The organism is Salinicoccus sp. HZC-1 (assembly GCF_046736035.1).
Lineage (GTDB): Bacteria > Bacillota > Bacilli > Staphylococcales > Salinicoccaceae > Salinicoccus.
The window spans coordinates 997,412-1,018,182 of sequence record NZ_CP177130.1 but is presented as its reverse complement, the minus strand read 5'-3'; the positions used below and the strand labels follow the sequence as shown (position 1 = coordinate 1,018,182).

Annotated in this window: 18 protein-coding genes; all 18 read right to left on the bottom strand. The window is 46.4% G+C overall.

Annotated elements, in window-relative coordinates; translation table 11 throughout:
* Positions 1–4 precede the first annotated feature (4 nt).
* A complete protein-coding gene (gene carB, locus ACKRAT_RS05080) occupies positions 5–3,181 on the bottom strand; it encodes a carbamoyl-phosphate synthase large subunit (RefSeq protein WP_411844017.1) in 3,177 nt (1,058 codons plus the stop codon).
* The gene (carA, locus tag ACKRAT_RS05075; RefSeq protein ID WP_411844016.1) at positions 3,174–4,265 is read right to left on the bottom strand and encodes a glutamine-hydrolyzing carbamoyl-phosphate synthase small subunit; all 1,092 of its coding nucleotides are present in this window, start codon (positions 4,263–4,265) and stop codon (positions 3,174–3,176) included. Before carA ends, carB begins: the two co-directional genes overlap by 8 nt.
* Positions 4,265–5,539 carry a dihydroorotase gene (locus ACKRAT_RS05070; RefSeq protein ID WP_411844015.1) on the bottom strand — a complete coding sequence of 425 codons (1,275 nt, stop codon included), beginning with the start codon at positions 5,537–5,539 and terminating at the stop codon, positions 4,265–4,267. The genes carA and ACKRAT_RS05070 overlap by 1 nt, the downstream gene beginning before the upstream one ends.
* Entirely contained in the window at positions 5,540–6,421 is an 882-nt protein-coding gene (locus ACKRAT_RS05065; RefSeq protein WP_411844014.1) for an aspartate carbamoyltransferase catalytic subunit, read from the bottom strand.
* Complete coding sequence (locus ACKRAT_RS05060) at positions 6,414–7,742, bottom strand: uracil-xanthine permease family protein (RefSeq protein WP_411844013.1); 1,329 nt, start codon at positions 7,740–7,742, stop codon at positions 6,414–6,416. The genes ACKRAT_RS05065 and ACKRAT_RS05060 overlap by 8 nt, the downstream gene beginning before the upstream one ends.
* A gap of 15 nt (positions 7,743–7,757) precedes the next feature.
* A complete protein-coding gene (pyrR, locus tag ACKRAT_RS05055) occupies positions 7,758–8,285 on the bottom strand; it encodes a bifunctional pyr operon transcriptional regulator/uracil phosphoribosyltransferase PyrR (protein ID WP_411844012.1) in 528 nt (175 codons plus the stop codon).
* Between the two features lie 215 nt (positions 8,286–8,500).
* Positions 8,501–9,409, bottom strand: coding sequence for an RluA family pseudouridine synthase (locus ACKRAT_RS05050; protein WP_411844011.1), 909 nt, complete (start codon positions 9,407–9,409; stop codon positions 8,501–8,503).
* Positions 9,396–9,881 (bottom strand): signal peptidase II, encoded by a 486-nt coding sequence (gene lspA / locus ACKRAT_RS05045; protein ID WP_411844010.1) that lies wholly within the window; start codon positions 9,879–9,881, stop codon positions 9,396–9,398. Before lspA ends, ACKRAT_RS05050 begins: the two co-directional genes overlap by 14 nt.
* Before the next feature lie 9 nt (positions 9,882–9,890).
* Entirely contained in the window at positions 9,891–12,629 is a 2,739-nt protein-coding gene (ileS, locus tag ACKRAT_RS05040) for an isoleucine--tRNA ligase (protein ID WP_411844009.1), read from the bottom strand.
* A 269-nt stretch (positions 12,630–12,898) separates the two neighbouring features.
* Positions 12,899–13,417, bottom strand: a complete 519-nt coding sequence (locus tag ACKRAT_RS05035) for a DivIVA domain-containing protein (RefSeq protein ID WP_411844008.1) — start codon at positions 13,415–13,417, stop codon at positions 12,899–12,901.
* Between the two features lie 21 nt (positions 13,418–13,438).
* Complete coding sequence (locus ACKRAT_RS05030) at positions 13,439–14,224, bottom strand: RNA-binding protein (RefSeq protein WP_411844007.1); 786 nt, start codon at positions 14,222–14,224, stop codon at positions 13,439–13,441.
* A gap of 125 nt (positions 14,225–14,349) precedes the next feature.
* On the bottom strand, positions 14,350–14,655 hold the full coding sequence (locus ACKRAT_RS05025; protein ID WP_411844006.1) for a YggT family protein: 306 nt from the start codon (positions 14,653–14,655) through the stop codon (positions 14,350–14,352).
* 11 nt (positions 14,656–14,666) lie between these two features.
* On the bottom strand, positions 14,667–15,266 hold the full coding sequence (locus ACKRAT_RS05020; protein WP_411844005.1) for a cell division protein SepF: 600 nt from the start codon (positions 15,264–15,266) through the stop codon (positions 14,667–14,669).
* A gap of 5 nt (positions 15,267–15,271) precedes the next feature.
* Complete coding sequence (locus ACKRAT_RS05015) at positions 15,272–15,913, bottom strand: YggS family pyridoxal phosphate-dependent enzyme (RefSeq protein WP_411844004.1); 642 nt, start codon at positions 15,911–15,913, stop codon at positions 15,272–15,274.
* Entirely contained in the window at positions 15,900–16,688 is a 789-nt protein-coding gene (locus ACKRAT_RS05010) for a polyphenol oxidase family protein (protein ID WP_411844003.1), read from the bottom strand. The genes ACKRAT_RS05015 and ACKRAT_RS05010 overlap by 14 nt, the downstream gene beginning before the upstream one ends.
* 56 nt (positions 16,689–16,744) lie before the next feature.
* Positions 16,745–17,884 (bottom strand): cell division protein FtsZ, encoded by a 1,140-nt coding sequence (gene ftsZ / locus ACKRAT_RS05005; RefSeq protein ID WP_411844002.1) that lies wholly within the window; start codon positions 17,882–17,884, stop codon positions 16,745–16,747.
* A 26-nt stretch (positions 17,885–17,910) separates the two neighbouring features.
* A complete protein-coding gene (gene ftsA, locus ACKRAT_RS05000; protein WP_411844001.1) occupies positions 17,911–19,371 on the bottom strand; it encodes a cell division protein FtsA in 1,461 nt (486 codons plus the stop codon).
* Between the two features lie 113 nt (positions 19,372–19,484).
* Positions 19,485–20,771, bottom strand: a complete 1,287-nt coding sequence (locus ACKRAT_RS04995; RefSeq protein ID WP_411844000.1) for a cell division protein FtsQ/DivIB — start codon at positions 20,769–20,771, stop codon at positions 19,485–19,487.

Sequence of the window (20,771 nt, the reverse complement as noted above, 5' to 3'; positions counted from 1 at the left end):
TCACCTACATTTTTTCCATATTGAATGTCATGCTTTCGATCACTTCCACAAGTGTACGTGCAGTATCGAGTGATGTCAGACATGGAATGCCGTTCTCAACAGACTCTCTTCTGATGCGGAAGCCATCTCTTTCCACTTGTTTCCCTTTAGTCATTGTGTTGAAAACAAGCTGCACACTGCCGCTCTGAATCGCGCGCAACAGACTTGTTTCTCCAGCACCCACTTTATCCACTGTAACAAACGGTATGCCATGCGCTTTTAAAACCTCTCCGGTCCCCTCTGTTGCCATCAGACGATAGCCGCACTGGGATAACCTGGATGCGAGATCGACCGCTTCTTCTTTGTCTTTGTCCGCAACTGTAATGAGTACGGTGCCATGGTCTTTCACTTCCAGGCCGCTTGCAACAAGTGCTTTATACAGCGCTTTGTTGAGACTCATATCTTTCCCCATGACTTCGCCTGTTGATTTCATTTCAGGGCCAAGCGTGATATCAACATTTTTCAGTTTACTGAAACTGAATACCGGTGCTTTTACATGGTAGCCTTCTTTGAATGGTGCAAGTCCGAGCGGATACCCAGTGTCTTCCAGTTTCACTCCTAAAATGGCTTTCATCGCCAGGTTCGCCATTGGAATTTCAGTGATTTTGCTCATGAACGGCACCGTACGGCTTGCCCTCGGGTTCACTTCAAGCACATAGATATTCCCTTTGGACAATACATACTGGATATTGATCAGACCGACCGTATTGAGTCCGAGTGCCAGTCTCTCCGTATATTCCCTCAGCGTATCGATCTCCTCATCTGTCAGAGTGACAGGCGGATACACCGCGATCGAGTCACCGGAGTGAACCCCTGCACGTTCGATATGTTCCATTATTCCGGGGATGATCACTTTCTCCCCGTCACTGATTGCATCGACTTCTATTTCCTTACCTACCAGGTAACGGTCGATCAATACCGGATGTTCCGGAGATGCTTTCACTGCGTCCCTCATGTAGTTTTTAAGTTCAGTTTCGTTATATACGATCTCCATCGCACGGCCGCCGAGCACATAGCTGGGACGGACGAGTACCGGATAACCGATGTATTCTGCATTTGCGATTGCCTCTTCTTCGTTGGTTGCCGTTTTACCGAGCGGCTGCGGTACATCGATGTCACGCAGGAGCTGTTCAAAACGCTTTCTGTTTTCAGCCCTGTCCAGATCATCGAGTGTCGTACCCAAAATCTTCACACCATCATTCTCAAGTTTATCCGCCAGGTTGATCGCTGTCTGTCCGCCGAACTGTACAACCACACCCTTTGGCTGTTCGTGCTCTATGATGTTCATCACATCTTCATGCGTCAATGGTTCGAAATAAAGTTTATCGGAAATCGAGAAGTCTGTAGATACTGTTTCCGGGTTGTTGTTGACGATGATCGCTTCATACCCCGCTTCCTGGATTGCCCATACTGCGTGGACGGTCGCATAGTCGAACTCAACCCCCTGTCCGATACGGATCGGTCCGCTGCCGAGCACGATGATTTTTTCTCTGTCACTTCTGACCGATTCATTTTCAAATTCATAAGTTCCGTAGAAATAAGGTGTCGCGGATTCAAATTCCGCAGCACAGGTATCCACCATTTTATAAACCGGCATGATGCCATTGTCTTTACGGATTTGGAACACTTCCGATGTTTCCATATTCCAGCGATGGCTGATGACCCTGTCACTGAAACCATAAGTTTTCGCCCATTTCAGATGGTCAATGGATTCGGCATTTGCTTTCAATTCATGTTCGATATCGATGATGTGCTTGAATTTTCTCAGGAAGAACATGTCGATCATTGTCCATTCATGTATTTCTTCCATGGAAACATCGCGTCTCAATGCCTCACCGATGTAGAATAATCTTTCATCACTTTGTTCTTTGATCATTTGAACGATGAAATCAAGATTGAAGTCATCGCCGTTGGGAAGTCCCAGATGGTGAACACCATACTCCAATGAACGGATCGCTTTCAACAGTGATTCTTCATAAGTGCGTCCGATGGCCATGACTTCTCCTGTCGCTTTCATCTGTGTACCGAGTTTGCGTTCTCCTTTTTCAAACTTATCGAACGGAAAGCGCGGTATTTTTGAAACAACATAGTCGATTGTCGGTTCAAATGCCGCATAGCTCGTTTCAGTGACAGGATTGATCATCTCATCCAACGTCAAGCCAACCGCAATCTTCGCTGCGAGTTTGGCGATCGGATAGCCTGTCGCCTTGGATGCAAGCGCAGAAGAACGGGATACCCTCGGATTCACTTCAATGATGTAGTAGTCAAAGGAATCCGGATCGAGTGCAAGCTGTACGTTGCATCCACCCTCGATGCCGAGTTCGCGGATGACGTTAAGCGACACATCACGGAGCATCTGGTTTTCCTTATCGGTTAAAGTCTGTGTCGGCGCCACAACAATCGAGTCACCGGTATGGATACCCACCGGATCGATGTTTTCCATGTTACATACCACGATGGCATTGTCGTTTGAATCACGCATCACTTCGTATTCGATCTCTTTGAATCCGGCGATGGATTTCTCCACCAGACATTGGTTGACCGGCGAGTATTTCAGGCCGTTTGCGACGATCTCCTTCAGATCGGCATCGTTGTAGCATATGCCGCCGCCGGTGCCGCCCATCGTAAATGCCGGACGCACTATGAACGGATAGCCGACTCTCTCTTTAAAGTCATACGCCTGATCGACAGTAGTGATAATGTCGGATTCCGGTACCGGTACTTCCATCTGGTTCATGAGTTGTCTGAACAGATCACGGTCTTCAGCCTGTTTGATGGAATCGAGTTTTGTTCCCAGCAATTCGACATTATTCTCCTCAAGGACGCCCAGTCCATCGAGTTCAACCGCCATGTTCAGCCCCACCTGGCCGCCGAGAGTCGGCAGGAGTGCATCCGGCTGTTCTTTGCGGATGATTCTGGACAGGAAATCCGGTGTCAGCGGTTCTATGTAGACCACATCCGCAATTTCTTTATCTGTCATGATCGTTGCCGGATTTGAGTTTACCAAAATGACGCGGTACCCTTCTTCTCTGAGTGCGAGACACGCCTGCGTACCTGCATAGTCGAATTCTGCTGCCTGGCCGATGATGATCGGCCCGCTGCCTATTACCATGATTGTTTTGATATCTGTGCGTTTAGGCATTGTTAGCCTCCTTTTCAATTTCCATCATATTTACAAATTCACCGAAAAGATACTCTGAATCGTGAGGGCCGGCAGACGCTTCCGGATGATACTGTACGGAAAATACCGGATGCTTTATGTGTCTGATGCCTTCCACCGTCTTGTCATTAAGCGCTGTATGCGTGATCTCGAGTCCGGTGCTGTTAAGCGTTTCCCCGTCAATCGCAAAACCGTGGTTCTGTGCCGTGATTTCAACCTTTCCTGTTGCCAGGTTGATAACCGGCTGGTTGCTTCCCCTATGGCCGAACTTCATCTTGAATGTCTTCGCACCACATGCAAGGCCGATGAGCTGATGTCCGAGGCATATGCCGAATAAAGGCACTTTGCCGATCAGATTTTTCACCGTACGGATGCCGGCTTCCACATCTTCAGGGTTGCCTGGCCCGTTGGACAGCATCACGCCGTCCGGACGCATTCTTAAAATTTCTTCTGCAGTTGTGTTATGAGGGACGACCGTTACATCACAGTCCAGTGCATTGAGTGATCTCACGATGTTTTCTTTCTTACCATAGTCGATTAGTACAACGCGATGCCCAGGCCCCGTTGAAATATAAGGGGATTTTGTGGATACGCGTTTTACCTGATCTGTCCTGAAGCTGGCTGTCTGCAGCAGCTCAATCAATTCATCGTGGTTTTCATCATCGGTCATGACCGCTTTCAAAACCCCTTTATCACGGATTTTTCTTGTGATGCTTCTCGTGTCCACACCGCTGATACCCGGTATATCATGTCTCTTCAGAAAAGAATCCAACGATTCTGCTGCTCGGAAGTTGGAAGGTTCATTGCACGCTTCCCTTACAACGACTCCTCGTGCCGAAGGCAGCAGTGTTTCATTATCTTCGGTGTTCACACCGGTGTTGCCGATCAGGGGATAGCTGAATGTAATAATCTGATCGGTATAGGAAAGATCCGTGATGATTTCCTGGGCGCCTGTCATTGCAGTGTTGAATACAAGTTCCCCTTCTGCAGTGCGGTCACCGCCGAATTTGTATCCTTCATAAACCGTTCCGTCTTCCAGTACTAGATATCTTTTCTCTGTAAGCATTATTTTTCCTCCTTGTATGCAACTTCGCCGTTCACAATTGTCATGTAAATATCAGCTTCAAACTGTTCCCCGTCAAATGGAGTGTTTCTTGCTTTGCTGTAAAACTCATTTTTATCGAGTGTATATTGTTTATCAAGGTCGATCACAGTGACGTCTGCATCAAGCCCTTCGGCGAGTACGCCCATATTGAGCCCGAACACTTCGGAAGGCTTGATTGTTATCCAGTCGATCAGCTGCTGCAGTGTGAATACACCCGTTTTAACAAGTTTCGTGTAAAGCAGCTGGAATGCATTTTCACTGCCCGTAATACCAAATGGTGCCGTCTCCATGCCTACCGCCTTCTCTTCTTCAGCGTGCGGGGCATGGTCTGTTGCGATGCAGTCAATTGTACCATCAACCAGTCCTTCAATGAGTGCCTCACGGTCTTCCGGCGCTCTCAGCGGCGGGTTCATTTTGAAATTCGGATTGCGTTCTGTAATGTCCTCTTCATCAAGAACCAGGTGGTGGGGCGTGACTTCTGCAGTTACACGGATACCGGCGCGCTTTGCATCCCGGATGACGCGGACACTCTCTTTCGTACTTACGTGGCAGACATGGTAGTGGCAGCCTGCCGCTTCTGCAAGGAGGATATCCCGTGCAATATGAACCGATTCCGTCACTGCAGGAATACCGGGAATACCAAGTTTTTCACTCGTTTTCCCTTCATGGATGGCACCGCCGTGTATCAGTGTATTTTCTTCTGTGTGCGCCACGATCGGCATGCCGGTTTTCGCCCCTTCATACATTGCCCGGAGCATCATATCAGCACTTTGTACACCGACACCGTCGTCAGTAAATGCAAATGCGCCGGCACGCTTCAATCCTTCAAAGTCGACCAATTCACGTCCGAGCTGGCGTGTTGTAATGGAAGCATAGGGCAGCACTTTTACATGTGCCGTTTCTTTTATACGTGCCTGGACGGTGTTCATCGTTTCCACATTATCAGGAACGGGGCGTGTATTCGGCATTGGACACACTGCAGTAAATCCGCCTCTTGCCGCTGCAAGCGTGCCGGTTTCGATTGTTTCCTTATGCTCGCCACCCGGCTCTCTCAGATGGACGTGGACATCCACGAACCCCGGGGTAACGAGTTTTCCGCCAAGATCAATCGTTTCATCTGCATGCGTCTCAATATTCGGTGCTATACCGGCAATCCTGCCGTCTTTGATGAGTACATCTTTTTGTACTTGTTCATTGTTTTCCAAAACCATTCCATTTTTCAAAAGCAAACTCATTCATTCCACACTCCCTAGTATTTCTTGCAGTACACTCATGCGTGCAAAGACACCATTGCTCATCTGTTCAAAAATCACTGATTTCTCGCTCTCGACCAATTCTTCGGATATTTCCACTCCCCGGTTTACCGGCGCGGGATGCATGATGATCGCTCCCGCTTTCATCCGGCTGTAGCGTTCAGGGTTCATGCCGTAATCTTTGTTGTAGGCTTCCTTAGTAAATCTTGCAGCGACATCATGCCGTTCATGCTGCACTCTCAGCAGCATGATGACATCCGCTTCTCCCAGCGCTTCGTCCAGGTCCACATATGGGACTCCCATCGAGTGGTCGACCCATTCTTTTGGTGCTGAGAACCGGACGTTCGCACCGAGTCTTGCGAGCGCCTGCTGGTTGCTGTGTGCCACTCTGCTGTGGACGATATCGCCTGCGATGACAATATTCAAATTTTTAAAAGTGCCGAACTTATCGTATATGGTCATCAGGTCCAGCAGGGATTGCGTTGGATGCGATCCGCTGCCGTCGCCTGCATTGATCACCGGAATGCCGAGACCGACCAGCTGTCCGTAATACTCTGTTTCCGAATGCCGGATGACCAGCGCATCACATCCCAGAGCTTCTATCGTCTTGCACGTGTCATACAGCGTTTCCCCTTTGGAAACAGAACTGTAATTCACATCGAATGGCACCGAGGTGATTCCCAATCTGGATTCGGCCATTTCAAAACTTGTTTTCGTTCTTGTCGAATTCTCGAAAAAAAGGTTGGCGATGTACTTCCTGTTTTCAAAAGGCTTAAAGTTTCCCGCTTTCATTTCCAATGCTCTTTTGATGATGCGCATGATCTCTTCCTCAGATAAGAAATCCATTGACAGTAAATCATCCATTTTCTACCGGCTCCTCCTTATCATCAGGCAAAATTGCGTTCAATATGATTCCTGCGAGTGCCGCGAGTGCCATCCCTTCCAGATTGAAAGGTATTTTCCCAATCGTAAAGTCCAGATGGGCTTTGCCGATTCCGATGACCAGAATGACGGAAGCGATGCTTAGATTTCTTTTCGAATCCAGGTTGATCTGCGCGTCGATCAGCATCCGGAGGCCGCTGGCTGCAATGATACCGAACAGCAGTATGGAAACTCCGCCCATGACCGGGGAAGGAATACTCTGCACCACTGCTGTGAACTTGCCGACGAAACCGAGTATGATTGCAAGTACTGCCGCGCCACCGATGACCCATACGCTGAAGATTCTTGTGATTGCAAGTACGCCGATATTTTCACCGTAGGTCGTTGTCGGCGGTCCGCCGATCATGCTGGCAAACATCGTTGCCACCCCGTCCCCGATCAGCGAACGGTGAAGCCCGGGATTTTTGAAAAAGTTGCGCCCTACAACTTTGTTGATGACCACCTGGTGACCGATATGTTCACTGACTGTGACAAAAACAATCGGCAGCATTACGATCAGCAATCCAAGATTGATTGAAGGGTCATAGGAAAGGAGCGGCATATGTATATCCGGCGAGTGGAACCACCCTGTCTCCCTGATTTGTGTAAAGTCAACGATGCCCATAATCACCGCTGTGATATATCCGCCGATGATACCGATCAGGATGGGAATCAATCCCAACACCCCGCGCAGGAAAACAGAGGCGAGTATTGTAATTGTCAATGTAATGAAGGCGACAAATATATAAGTCATACTGTAGCCTTCCTGATTGCCCGAATCCGTGTACATCGCCATATCCACCGCCACCGGTGCAAGACCGAGACCGATCACCATGATGACCGGGCCAACAACAACTGGAGGCAGGAGATGCATCAGCCATCTGGTGCCGAATATCCTGATGACCAGACCGATGAGCACATAGAGGACACCGCTGAAGAACAGTGCGGTCAGCACTTCCCCCAGACTATTTGCACCCAGTGCAATTGTAATCGGCAGAATGAATGCAAAACTCGAACCGAGATATGCCGGAATCTGTCCCTTTGTAATAAGGATATAAAGCAGTGTCCCAACCCCGCTTGCAATGAGCGCTGCCGAAACCGGCAATCCTGTCAGGAAAGGAACTAGTACCGTCGCCCCGAACATGGCAAATAAGTGCTGCGAACTCAGGAGGAGCCACTGGCTTGCTTTCGGTTTTTCATTTACATCAAGAACCGGCTCCACCGATCTTTTATAAACCTCTTCATTGGCATGATTGTCTTCCATGATTAAATCCTCCTGTTATTCGCTGATGACTACTTCATTGATATCGTCGTGCTCTGCCAGATAAACGTTGATTTTCTCGTCCTGTGCTGTGGGAATGTTTTTCCCGACGTAATCCGCACGGATTGGAAGTTCTCTGTGCCCCCGGTCAATCAGAACAGCGAGTGAAATTTTGGATGGCCGTACCTGGTTCAATATTGCATCCATCGCCGCCCGGATTGTGCGGCCGGTGTACAGAACGTCATCGACGATGATGACATGCCGGTCATTCAGGGGGATATCAATATTTATCGCTTCTTCCAGAGATTCCGTTTCGGATGATTTATCATCACGGTAAGCGGTAATATCGAGCGTGCCCGTCGGAATTTTCACGCCATCTATTTCTTCCACTTTCTGCTGGAGGCGATCCGCTAAAAATTCCCCCCTTGTTTTAACGCCTAAAAATACGAGCCCCTCCGTCCCTTTGTTGCGTTCAAGGATTTCATGTGACATGCGGGTCAGTGATCTGGAAATATGTGCATCATCCAGAATCGTTCTTCTTTTCATTTTAAAAACACCTCTGATTAAATTTTTGTATAAAAAAATACTCATGTCCAAAGACATGAGTATACACGTATCCAAAAAACTGTGCAGTCCGGCCCCAAGGCCTGCTGCATCCCGTCCATATCATGTCTTTGGAGCCTCACGGGACTCCTTTTAAAGACATTTAATATTCACTTTTCTATAACAGTCTATGCTTTATATATTATAAAGTCAAGCACTTATGAATTTATTGGTTTAAGTTCAGCCAGTACATCCTCAAATGCGTCCGGCAGCATGGAGTCAAACTCCATATATTCCTCTGTTGCCGGATGGATGAAGCCGATCGTCCCTGCATGCAGCATCTGTCCGTCTGTATCCAGCGTCTTCCTCTGGCCATACTTGGGGTCCCCCGCCAACGGATAACCGATGTATTTCATATGGACACGGATCTGGTGGGTACGGCCCGTCTCCAGAATACATTCGACGAGCGTGAACCCTTCATAGCGGTCAAGAACGTTAAAGTGTGTCACAGCTTCTTTTCCTTTATCCACCACAGCCATCGCCTGACGTTCTTTCGGATTTCTTCCGATCGGTGCTTCGATCGTCCCTTTATCGTGCGGAATCTCACCATGCACCAAAGCGGTATATTTCCGGGTCACCGACTTATCAACGAGCTGGTCGACAAGTCCTCTGTGCGTTACATCATCTTTGGCGACCATGAGCAGGCCGCTCGTGTCTTTATCGATCCGGTGCACGATTCCCGGGCGGAGCTCACCGTTTATACCGGACAAGTTATCCAGCTGGTGCATCAGTCCGTTGACCAGTGTGCCGGATGTATGTCCCGCCGCCGGGTGGACTACCATCCCCTTCGGCTTCTCAACGACTGCCACATGCGCATCTTCATAAATAATATTAAGGTTAAGGTCCTCCGGAACAATATCGCTTTCGACAAGTTCCCTTTCCTGAACCTCGACCAGGTCATCTGTTTTCACTTTATAATTGGGTTTCACTTCAATACCGTTTACAAGGACTATGCCTGCTTTAATCCGTCCCTGCATATCGCTGCGTGACGTATTCGGTATAATTTCTGCAAGAAAACGGTCGATTCTGAGACCGTTCTCTTCTGCAGATACTTTAATTTCCTGCATCTTTCTCACCTTTTCCCATAAAGAAGAATTCCACGAGCATCAATATCACACCAACAGTGAGCGCACTATCAGCAATATTGAAGATTGGAAAATCATAGAAGATTAAGAGTACATCAACAAAATCCACAACTTCTTGAAATAGTATGCGATCGATGAAGTTGCCGATAGAACCGGCAATCAGCATCACAATCGCAATCTGTAATAATAGATTATTCTTTGCTTCTTTAAAATATACGTAGACTAAAATGGCAAGGACGATCACGGTAACGATGTAGAAGAAAATCATCTGTCCCTGGAGCATGCCCCATGCCGCTCCGCTGTTCCGGTGGGAAGTGATTGCCAAATACTTCCCTAAAACCGGAATGGACTCCCCTTCTTCCATATTCTGAACAACTAGATATTTGGTTAACTGATCGAGTCCGAGCAGGAATATGGCAAGGACCGCCATAGGAATGAGTCTGTAGGATTTCATAAGTGCCTCCTACAGTGCATCGACAACTTCACGACATCTTGGACAGATATCATCGTCGCCCTCGTGGATCGATTCGGCTGTAGAGTAATTCCAGCAGCGTTCACAGCGTGTCCCTTCAGCATGTTCCACGTTGACAGTGGCAGTGTCATATTCAGTACCATCCTCAAGCGCGTCCACCACTTCCACCTGGGAGACGATAAAGAGCTGTTCCAGCTTGCCGTTGATGTCTTCGAAGCTTAGTCCCTCAGGCTGCGTCACATAAACTTTTGCTTCAAGGGATTTGCCGATCACTTTTTCATTTCTGGCCACTTCAAGTGCTTTGAATACATCGTCACGGACAGCCATGAACTGTTTCCATTTGTTCACAAGTGCAGTATCCACTTCCGCTTCTTCAGGCAGGTATTCCAAATGGACACTTTCCTGTTCAACGTATGGTGTATGCTGATGAATCTCTTCTGCCGTGTGCACAAGCACAGGAGCGAGGAGTCTGTTCAGTTCGGTTACAATCTTGTACAGCACTGTCTGCATGCTGCGTCTGATATGTGCATTTTCCTTCTCGATATAAAGAATATCTTTGCCGTAGTCGAGGTAGAAGTTCGACAGGTCTACGTTGATGAAGTTCTGTAATGACTGGTACATGGAAACATAGTCATATCTGTCATAGCAGTCGCGCATCAGATTGACCATCTCATTAAAGCGCTGAACCATGAACTGGTCCACTTCCATCATATCTTCATAGGCAATCGCATCTTCTGAAGGATTGAAATCTGCAACGTTGCCAAGAAGGAATCTGAATGTGTTTCTAACTTTGCGGTACACTTCGGAAACCTGCTTGAGGATGTCATCGGAAATCCTTACATCCTCTTCAAAGTCTGAAGACATGACCCATAGACGGATGATGTCTGCACCCATCTGTTTCATCACTTTTTCAGGCAGAATGACGTTGCCGACAGATTTGGACATCTTCTTGCCCTGTCCGTCCATGACGAACCCATGGCTGAGCAGCTCTTTATACGGAGCAATGCCGCGCGTCGCCACGCTCGTGATGATGGAAGAGTTGAACCAGCCGCGGTATTGGTCGGAACCTTCAAAATAAAGATCCGCCGGATATGTCAGATAATCCCGTGTTCCGAGCACACCGCGATGTGTTGAACCGGAGTCGAACCAGACATCCATGATATCCGTTTCCTTAGTGAATTCTCCGTTTGGTGAACCTTCGTGTGTATAGCCCTCAGGCAGCAGATCTTCTGCGTCCCATTCGAACCATATGTTTGAACCATGTTCTTCAAATAACTGTGCAACACGTTCAATCACTTCGACATCAATGATTTCTTCGCCGTTTTCAGCATAGAAGAATGGAAGCGGCACACCCCAGACACGCTGACGGGAAATTACCCAGTCGCCGCGATTCTGGATCATATTGGACATACGCCTACGGTTCCATTCCACCTGGAATTTAGTGTCATCCAGTGCATCGATAATATCCTGACGAACGTTTTTAATTGACGCAAACCATTGTGGCGTCGCACGGAAAATAACGGGTGTCTTGGATCTCCAGTCATGCGGATAGGAGTGTGTGATGAAACTCATGTTGATGAGTGCGCCATTCGCATCCAAGTCTTCAGTGATTACTTTATTGGCTTTATCATAGAACAGACCTTCATACTTGCCGGCCTCTTCAGTAAACACACCTTTGTCATCCACCGGACTCAGAACGCCCAAATCATATTTTTGACCGACAATGAAGTCATCATCACCATGGCCGGGTGCTGTATGGACACAGCCTGTGCCGCCGTCCAACGTTACATGATCACCAAGAATAACCAGGCTTGTGCGGTCAAACAATGGATGTTTTGTCGTAATATATTCGAGTTCAGACCCTTTAAATTCTTTAGTGCGTGTTATTTTCTCTTTATCCAGATCAACGTCTTCACAGTAGGAATCAAGCAACCCTTCTGCAACGATATATTCTTTACCCTCGTAGTTGAACTGCACGTAGTTGAGTTCAGGATGAACCGCAACAGCAAGGTTCGAAGGAATTGTCCACGGTGTTGTTGTCCAGATGACGATTTGAACTCCAGGTTCGACGATACCTTTGCCGTCATCTACATCAAAGCCGACATAAATGGACGGTGAACGCTTATCTTTATATTCAAGTTCTGCTTCAGCCAATGAAGATTCGCTTACAGGGGACCAGTAAATTGGTTTTTTCCCTTTATAGATCAATCCTTTTTCAACCATATCTTTTAAGACACGAATCTGCGCCGCTTCAAATTCCGGTTTATAAGTCAAATAAGGGTTATCCCATTCACCATCAATCCCCATGCGCTTGAAACCTTCACGCTGCTGGTCGATCTGTGTGTTGGCAAATTCGATACATTTATTTCTGAATTCTTCGATAGACATACTCTTACGGTCTATGCCTTTATTAGTCAGAGCCTGCTCGATCGGCAGACCATGGGTATCCCAGCCGGGCACATAAGGTGCGTAGTAGCCGCGCATCTGTTTGTTTCTGATGATGATATCCTTGATGATTTTATTCAAAGCATGCCCCATGTGAAGCGAACCATTGGCGTACGGCGGTCCATCATGCAGTACATAGGGTGTGTTACCTTCATTTAATTTAAGTTTCTTTTCATACAGATTATTATTGCGCCATTCTTCTTGCATCTGTGGTTCCTTGTTAACAAGTCCACCGCGCATTTTAAATTTCGTTTTGGGCATCAATAGCGTTTCTTTGTAGTCCATTTTCCTTAACTCCTTTTATTAATTGATGATAATAAAAAAGACTCAGACCCGAGGTCAACAGGGGCGAATCAACATCCGCGGTACCACCCTAATTGACTCAGGTTTTGAGTCCACTCAGCTAATATATTTAAAATACATCATTAGTGATATCAGCACCGTCATTAAAAGCCGGAGCTTTCACCATCCCCCGGTCGCTTTTATCACTAAATGACATCTGCATTTCTAACAATACTATTATTATGCTAAATATCTGTCCATCCGTCAATATGTCATTCTTCAGGTTTTGATTCCTGGTCCACTATATCATCCACGCGGTGTTCCTGATTTTTATCGAAATCAAGTAAATAATCCCAATCATCCGACTTTAGAAGATCAAGCTGTGCTTCAACCAGCATCTTGAATCTGGCCCTGAATATTTTGGACTGCCGTTTCATATCTTCGGTCTGGGAGGCTATATGGCGGGCCCGTGTGAGTCCGTCTTCGATGATGCGTTCCCTTTCCGCTGTTGCGCCTGATATGATTTCATCTGCCCTGTCTTTGGCCACACGCTTTGTTTCATCGCCTGCACGCTGTGCGGTCAGTATTGCTTCATTGATACTTGTTTCCACATTTCTGAAACTGTTCAGGTTTTCTTCACGGTCATCCAGCATGCCCTCGAGCTGCGCGATTTTCTCATCACGGGCTTCCACTTCACCCTGAAGCCGGCGTAAATGCGCACGCACTTCTTTTTCATCCAGACCGCGGTATACTGTTGCGAACTTTTTGTTCACCGCTTCTTCTCTGTCCATAACCTTCACCTCAACTTTTGTTTACCCGTCTCTGTAGAGTCTAACCTCTAAGCGGTATTTCCCTTTTCTGGTTTCTGCAATCAGTGAATTTATGCGAAACCTTCCAAAATGCCTGACCGACACGATATCACCGGTCTCCATTATAAAGGATGGATCGGTAACAATCGAATGATTTACTTTCACTTTGCTTTTTTCAACACGGGATTTGGATTTGGCTCTGCCTTCATTAATGACTTCCGATACGATTGTGTCCAGTCTGAAGGAGGAGGATAAAATGACCATCGGCCTCCCGTCATCTTCTGCGTCCACGAATGCTTCGTGTGGAATTTCCCTTAAAGTGACGGGGGCATTTTTTATTCTGGTGAGTGACTGTTCAAACATTGGTGCATACGGCCTGGCAATCGCAATCTGAATTGTATCCAAAGCTACGATATCCCCAATCAGTGAACGATCCAAACCGAGATTCATTACCGCGCCGAGTACATTCCGGTGGTTCAATGTGACAAACTTATCCGGGTAGTCTATCTCATATACCAGCACATCAAAATCATCCTTGCTCACTTCAAGCATCTCAGGAATGATCATCCCCCTCTGCCTTTCACGGTTTTTACCGCCGCCGCCGTAAAATTCCACACGGACTTCAGGATAAGACCCCGAAAGACTTTCAACAATTTTACGCTCTCTCGGATCGAGGAAATCCAGGAGCACCGGATAGTAATCCCTCTCGGCGATTTCAAATCGGCCATTAAACATTGTGATCTTTTCCTGTTCCTCTTTTCTGAAATGCTGATAAATATCCTTCATCATCCATCCTCCGTGTTTAACACTATATCTTTATATTACCATACAAAAAACGATAGACGCCTACCGAAACGACACAATTAAAAAAGTTGTCATTCCGGCAGACGTCCAATATGGGTGAAACCTTCATTTTATACCAGCGCTGTAATGATCGCAGCGAAAATAGCATTTAATCCTTGTCGGAATAGGTTCAAACCAATAATTAAAATAATTGGTGAAAGATCGAGCACTCCGCCAAGTGGTGGAATCAGTTTTCTGACCGGCTCTAAAATAGGCTCGTAAATTTTACCAAGTATTTGACCAAATTTAGATTCTCTAAGTGCGGGCAGCCATGAACTCAAAATATATATAATTAATCCCCATGTGAAAATAGGGAAAACTGTATTAATGAACTGTCTTATAAATAACAGTATTTCTATGATTAATTGATTATCCAAACTAATTCTCCTTAAAATTCATCTGTCTGATCTTTTTCTCCGCTGATTTCTCCTTCGACGCCGACACTATTGGGAGTACACAAAAAGATATCACTTCCGACTTTTTGTATGTCACCATCCAGTGCATAAACCGTTCCGCTCAGAAAATCTACAATACGCTTTTTCGGACCATGATCCACCTTGGATAAATTAACCAGTGTTGCACGTTCATGCTTTAACTCATCAGCGATATCCTGTGTTTCCGAAAATACTCTTGGTTCAAAAAGACAAACTTTTGTATTGTTCGCTTCTGCACTCATCAACGTCGTCTCCTTCTCGTTCCTGATTGTCTTTTTCTCTTTCTCCTGGCGCTTGGCACCTGATTTTCTTCTTTCAGGACCACGAATGCCACCCGCCACATTTGTCTGAGCTTTCTTTTCGTCCTTCGGCTGCTTACTCTCTTCAGGTTTATTTGTTTTCAACGGTTCTGGACGTCTTTTGGCAGACTGTTCCAGACTTGTTACTTTTGAATTTTGCTGCGGCTGTTTTGCTTGGGTTTCCGCAGTTTCAGAAGGCGCTTCTTCTTCATATTCCACTACAAAAATATCTTTGAAAAATTTTTTGATGGCCATGGCATTCACCTGCTTCCCATAATTTTACTCCCGACTCGGACGAAAGTGGCACCGTACTCCAGTGCTACATCGTAATCATTGCTCATTCCCATGCTGAGCTCTTTAATTTGTATGTTATCATGATTGTTTTCTGCGAGCTCATCTTTCAGCTCGGATAATTTTCTGAACACATCAGAAATAAGTGATCTGTCATCAGTATTGGGAGCCATGGTCATCAGACCGATAACCTCAACCTTCTTATACTTTGACAGGCGTTCCAGAAATTCAGGGACTTCTTCGGGTGTGAGTCCGTGCTTCGAGTCCTCACCGGATACATTGACTTGTATAAAGCATTTTACAGTATGTTCACTGTATTGTTCAATTTTTTTGGCAACTGATTCACGATCCAGTGAATGCAGATAATGCATGTCATCTATGATCTGTTTCACCTTACGGGACTGCAGCGTCCCTATGAAATGTACAATTGCATCTTCAGGCAGCGCTTTTTTCTTTTCTAAGAAACCTTCCGGCCGGTTTTCACCAAAATGCCGGACACCCGCTTCATAAGCCTCCACTGCCTGTTCTGCAGTATGGTATTTTGTTACGGCTATGAGTGTTGCGGCATCTCCGATCTTTTCTTTAATACGTGTGTAATTATCTTTGATCATTTTCTGATTTCCTCCCGATGAATGCAAGGGCACGGCCCGTTTCACCTGCTTCCAGACGGAACGAGAAGAACCTATCCAAGTCCTCGGTGCCGATTTCAGTGACATGGACTGAATCCGGACTTACACCGGCCATGATCGCTTGATGTCTATTAACAGCTTTAAGATCCAGATCGTAACCTTCATCATGTTCGTTGACAGCATCAGCCGGCAGACCGGCTGCACGCAGTGCGTTGATCACTTTATCATCAACGGTATAACAGGAGCCGTTGATGCTCACACCAACGACAACTTCCAAATCCCTGAGGTCACCATCATACTTTTTAGCCAGACTGCCGGTAATATTGTGGGATGTGCCCCGCCAGCCTGCATGTGCAAGTGCAGTAAAGCTGTTTTTCCTGCTCCACATATATACGGGGACACAGTCAGCAAAATTCATTGTAAGAAGCAGATCACGGTCATATGTATAAATCCCGTCCACATTATGAAGTGAATCTGTCAGTCCACGTATGTTTGTACCTGCATCCTGTTTTGATACTGCGCGGATATTTCCGCCATGTTTCTGGACAGGCAACACCCAATTATCCGGATCAATACCAATCTCCATCGCTAAAGCGTTTTGATGCGCATGGACATTTTTAATGTCATCTCCGATATAGAGTGCCATATTAAAACTGTCTTCGGGATAATCGCTCCCGCCGTCCGTTCTTTTAGTATATCCAAGTAATACATCGCGTGTTTCTAAACCGACGTAATGATGATGGTCTTCCATATACATAGCTGCACCTCAAAAAATAAGTCAGAAAGGCGTGCCTTTCTGACTTAAGTCCTATTCTATCGTCTGCGTCTTGAACGGTTTCTAAGGAATGTCGGCACTTCGTAATCGTCATCCTTATCGTCAGAAGTATTTCTTTCCACTTCGCGCGCTGGACGTGACGCCGGTGTGTCTTCGACTCTTTGTGAAGTCGGGTAGGAGACAGAGTCTCTCTTCTCTTCTCTTTCCGGAGTTCTGTTGACTGATTTTTCATTGAAACCAGTAGCGATTACAGTAACCACGATTTCATCTTCAAGTTCAGGATTGATTACTGTACCGAAGATCATGTTTACATCTTCGTCTGCAGCGTCCTGTACAATGTCTGCTGATTCCTGTGCTTCGAACAGTGATAGTGATTCCCCGCCGGTAATGTTCATCAGCACCCCTTGCGCCCCTACGATTGACGTTTCAAGCAACGGACTTGAAATGGCTTTTTTAGCCGCTTCTATCGCACGGTTTTCACCGCTGGATACACCGATGCCCATCAGCGCAGAACCTTGGTTTGTCATGATTGTCTTAATGTCTGCAAAGTCAAGATTGACTTCACCGCTTACAGCGATAAGGTCGGAAATACCTTGTACACCTTGGCGAAGTACGTTATCCGCTTCTTTGAACGCTTCCATCATCGGTGTGGATTTATCCACGATATCAAGAAGTCTGTCGTTCGGAATGACAATAAGTGTATCCACAGCAGCCTTCATGGCATCTACACCGGCTGCCGCCTGAGTCTGGCGCTTTCTGCCTTCAAATGAGAATGGTCTCGTAACGACACCTACTGTCAGTGCGCCCATCTCTTTGGCGATTTTAGCAACTACCGGAGCCGCTCCGGTACCTGTGCCGCCGCCCATACCAGCAGTAACGAACACCATGTCGGCACCCTGGATCGCATCTTCGATCTGTTCGCGGGATTCTTCAGCTGCTTTTTTACCGATATCAGGATTCGCTCCTGCACCAAGTCCGCGAGTCAGCTTTTCACCGATCTGGATTTTAGCTTCAGCTTTTGAAAGATTCAATGCCTGTCCATCCGTGTTGATTGCAATGAACTCAACATTTTGTATTCCGTCATCAATCATACGGTTTACGGCGTTGTTACCGCCGCCACCTACACCGATGACTTTCAATGAAGCCATATGGTTGAAACCTTGTTCAAATTCTAACATTTTATTTTTCCTCCCAGTCATTCATCTTACTCAAATAGATTTTTAAATAGCTTCTTCATATATCCACGGTAGTCCTTCGGTTCGTTCGGGCGTTTTGTTTCTTCATCCTTTTTCGTAACAGGTTCGTCCGAACGGTCTTCATCATAAGCATAGTCGGAGTATTCTTCATCGTTTGAAGATGCATCTGTATTCTCACCTTCATACGAATACTGAGTGGTCTCCTCTTCCATCTGACGAGCATTGTTCTCTTTACGCTTATTGAAAAGTCCCGTAAAGAAGCTTCCGGAGTCCTCAGCAGGTGCTTCTTCCACAGCTTCTTCAGGCTCCGTCTCATAATTATCAATTGTAACATATTCAAGAAGCTCATCAAACATAATTCCACTGGATATAGTAGAAATAACACTGGAGTATTCAGGTTTTCTTGCGCCCATCTGTTTCGGTATATGGATCCTTATTTTTTCAGATACCAAGTCCTGCATCAATTCTTTTACTCCAAGCAGATTGACAGTACCGCCTGTAACGACAAATCCGCCGCTCACTTTGGTGATCCGCGCGTCCTGCAGCGCCGTGAATACATCAAGCAGCATCTCTTCGAGTCTGAGCTCAATGATATCTGCAAGGTCTTTCGGTGTCACTTCAATATCCGGTTCTCCGTCCCTTTGAGGCAGTCTGACAATATCTTCATCGGAAGCAAGGTCGAAAAACGCATGTCCGTATTGCTGCTTCACTTTCTCTGCGGTATCAAATGGTGTATTGAATGCTTCTGAGAGGTCGTTTGTAATATGGTTGCCGCCCACAGGCAGACTTCCCGCAAATTCCAACGAACCGCGTTCGTAGTAGCCGAACTGTGTCAGGTCGGCACCGATATCGATGACAACACCGCCAAGTTCGACTTCCGATTCACTGAGGATATGCTGATAGTTTACAGCGTCGGAATATACATCCAGCACAGTGAGTCCTGAATCTTCGACACATTTAACCGCATTCATTAATAAAGTGCGGTTTATAAGAATAATGCCCGCATTCACAGAAAGTGACTGTGTTGCCATCATCTCTTTAGGATCGGCCACTTCATGCAGGTCATCTACTTTAAAGTAATTTGGATACACAGTGATGACCTCTTTATCACTGTGCATTTCTTTCTCTCTGAGTGTTTCGAGCAGTTCTTCGATGTGCTCTCCGTTAATTTCTGTGGAGTTGCCTCCAAAACGAAGCTCTTCTTCTCCGTTCTTGAACTCCGTATCAGTTATCGGCATTTTAAGAAAGACTTCATCTATTTCAACTCCAGATGAAATCTTGGCCTTTTTAATAGTATCTTTAATAGCATTTCTTGCCAGTTCAAAATCTTTGATCATCCCTTTTGATATCCCATCAGTGAAGGTCTGACCGGTACCGATGACGTTTACACCATCATGGAACTTTTCGCCGACCACTGCTTTGACACTGGTAGAACCGATATCAAGGGCAACATAGTAATGTTCCTTCAACTCGTCTGCCTCCTAGCAAGCTTTTTCAGTTTTCTATACATATAGTTTACATTATACCTTCCATATTGTGAACTATTTACTCGGAATAGTCCAGTAAAAAAATGGACGGGGAGTCACTCTTCCCCGTCCCCGAAATCAGATAACACACTCTTAACATCCCCGAGCGAGCCACTGACGTCCTCTATATATTGGGCCTGTACAGGTGTTTCGTAAATCCCCTGTTTGATATCCTGGGCCTCTGCGCTTTCATATGGCAGGAAGCTGCTGCCGATTTCCAGGTCGATCACGCCGGCTGTACTGTCTCCGATTTCATTGCGCATTCCGATGTAATGATTCATCTTATCATCGATTGTACGGTAATCCGCCACAATCTCCTGACCATCATTCATGAACATATGGATCCTGGTTGAAGATTGCTCAGATGGGCGGTAGTAGATTTCGGATATTCCATCCAGTATTGAGGGTTCGATTTCGCTCAGGCTGGAAACAATTGCGTCAAATTCCTCTCCTTCAAAGTAATGGAGGATTGGCGCCGCTTTAGGTGCCGCAGGATATCCGCGGAGCACTCTCGCATTCTCGAGCACCGGATAATAGCTGCTTTCATTGGTGACATACCCCAGCGCACGGTATTCGGATATATTCACATCCACACCGTTCCACCAGGACCTTTTCACTTCAACGTCCTCTACTGCCGGCAGCAAGGAGATGTTTTCTTCAGCACGGCTTATGTCGATGCTGAACATCTTATCCCCATCTGCAAACTGCAGACGGTCGGCAATCTCTTCATCGCTGATCAGACTGTTGCCTGCAATGCTGATTTCTTTAACAGAGCTGGCACTTGAGAAGACATACCACACCAGAACTCCAAGAAACAGAAGAGATAGAAGGATAAGGTTGGTACACACTTGAACACGTTTAGGTTTTTTTAAGTGTGTCTTGAAAGGTTCCCTTTTCTTTTTGGGTTTCGGCCTCCCGGCTTTCTTTTTAAATGGGTTTCCAGCCCCCTTATCTCTATGTGCCTGTTTAACACCTGCAGTTTCGGCAGAGCTGTTGCTTTGGGAAGCAGTATCGACAGAAATAGTTTTGCCGTCTCTGGTAAACGTTTCTATGCCCTCGTCGTCATTGCCGGTTTCTTCACCAATTTCCTGTTCCTCCGGTTCAGATGGCAACTCTTCCAAAATTTCTTCAGCTGGTTTCGCATATGATCCTTCAGGTGTTTGCCGGCCCGGTCCGTCTATATTATCCGGGGCTTCATTTTTAACTTCATCCCCGTGATCGGACTCCGGACTGCCTTTAAGTCGCGCCCGAAGCATATCATCACTTTCCTGCGCATTATTTTCGCTTTGGTTTTCACCTTTTAACTTCTTTTTCAGATCATCAATATCCGGACGCTCTTTCAT

Bases quoted from the DNA above. Each gene is read 5' to 3' on its own strand.
- carB (WP_411844017.1), bottom strand. From the start codon at position 3,181: ATGCCTAAACGCACAGATATCAAAACAATCATGGTAATAGGCAGCGGG.
- carA (WP_411844016.1), bottom strand. From the start codon at position 4,265: ATGCTTACAGAGAAAAGATATCTAGTACTGGAAGACGGAACGGTTTAT.
- ACKRAT_RS05070 (WP_411844015.1), bottom strand. From the start codon at position 5,539: ATGAGTTTGCTTTTGAAAAATGGAATGGTTTTGGAAAACAATGAACAA.
- ACKRAT_RS05065 (WP_411844014.1), bottom strand. From the start codon at position 6,421: ATGGATGATTTACTGTCAATGGATTTCTTATCTGAGGAAGAGATCATG.
- ACKRAT_RS05060 (WP_411844013.1), bottom strand. From the start codon at position 7,742: ATGGAAGACAATCATGCCAATGAAGAGGTTTATAAAAGATCGGTGGAG.
- pyrR (WP_411844012.1), bottom strand. From the start codon at position 8,285: ATGAAAAGAAGAACGATTCTGGATGATGCACATATTTCCAGATCACTG.
- ACKRAT_RS05050 (WP_411844011.1), bottom strand. From the start codon at position 9,409: ATGCAGGAAATTAAAGTATCTGCAGAAGAGAACGGTCTCAGAATCGAC.
- lspA (WP_411844010.1), bottom strand. From the start codon at position 9,881: ATGAAATCCTACAGACTCATTCCTATGGCGGTCCTTGCCATATTCCTG.
- ileS (WP_411844009.1), bottom strand. From the start codon at position 12,629: ATGGACTACAAAGAAACGCTATTGATGCCCAAAACGAAATTTAAAATG.
- ACKRAT_RS05035 (WP_411844008.1), bottom strand. From the start codon at position 13,417: ATGGACAGAGAAGAAGCGGTGAACAAAAAGTTCGCAACAGTATACCGC.
- ACKRAT_RS05030 (WP_411844007.1), bottom strand. From the start codon at position 14,224: ATGATGAAGGATATTTATCAGCATTTCAGAAAAGAGGAACAGGAAAAG.
- ACKRAT_RS05020 (WP_411844005.1), bottom strand. From the start codon at position 15,266: ATGGCCATCAAAAAATTTTTCAAAGATATTTTTGTAGTGGAATATGAA.
- ACKRAT_RS05015 (WP_411844004.1), bottom strand. From the start codon at position 15,913: ATGATCAAAGATAATTACACACGTATTAAAGAAAAGATCGGAGATGCC.
- ACKRAT_RS05010 (WP_411844003.1), bottom strand. From the start codon at position 16,688: ATGTATATGGAAGACCATCATCATTACGTCGGTTTAGAAACACGCGAT.
- ftsZ (WP_411844002.1), bottom strand. From the start codon at position 17,884: ATGTTAGAATTTGAACAAGGTTTCAACCATATGGCTTCATTGAAAGTC.
- ACKRAT_RS04995 (WP_411844000.1), bottom strand. From the start codon at position 20,771: ATGAAAGAGCGTCCGGATATTGATGATCTGAAAAAGAAGTTAAAAGGT.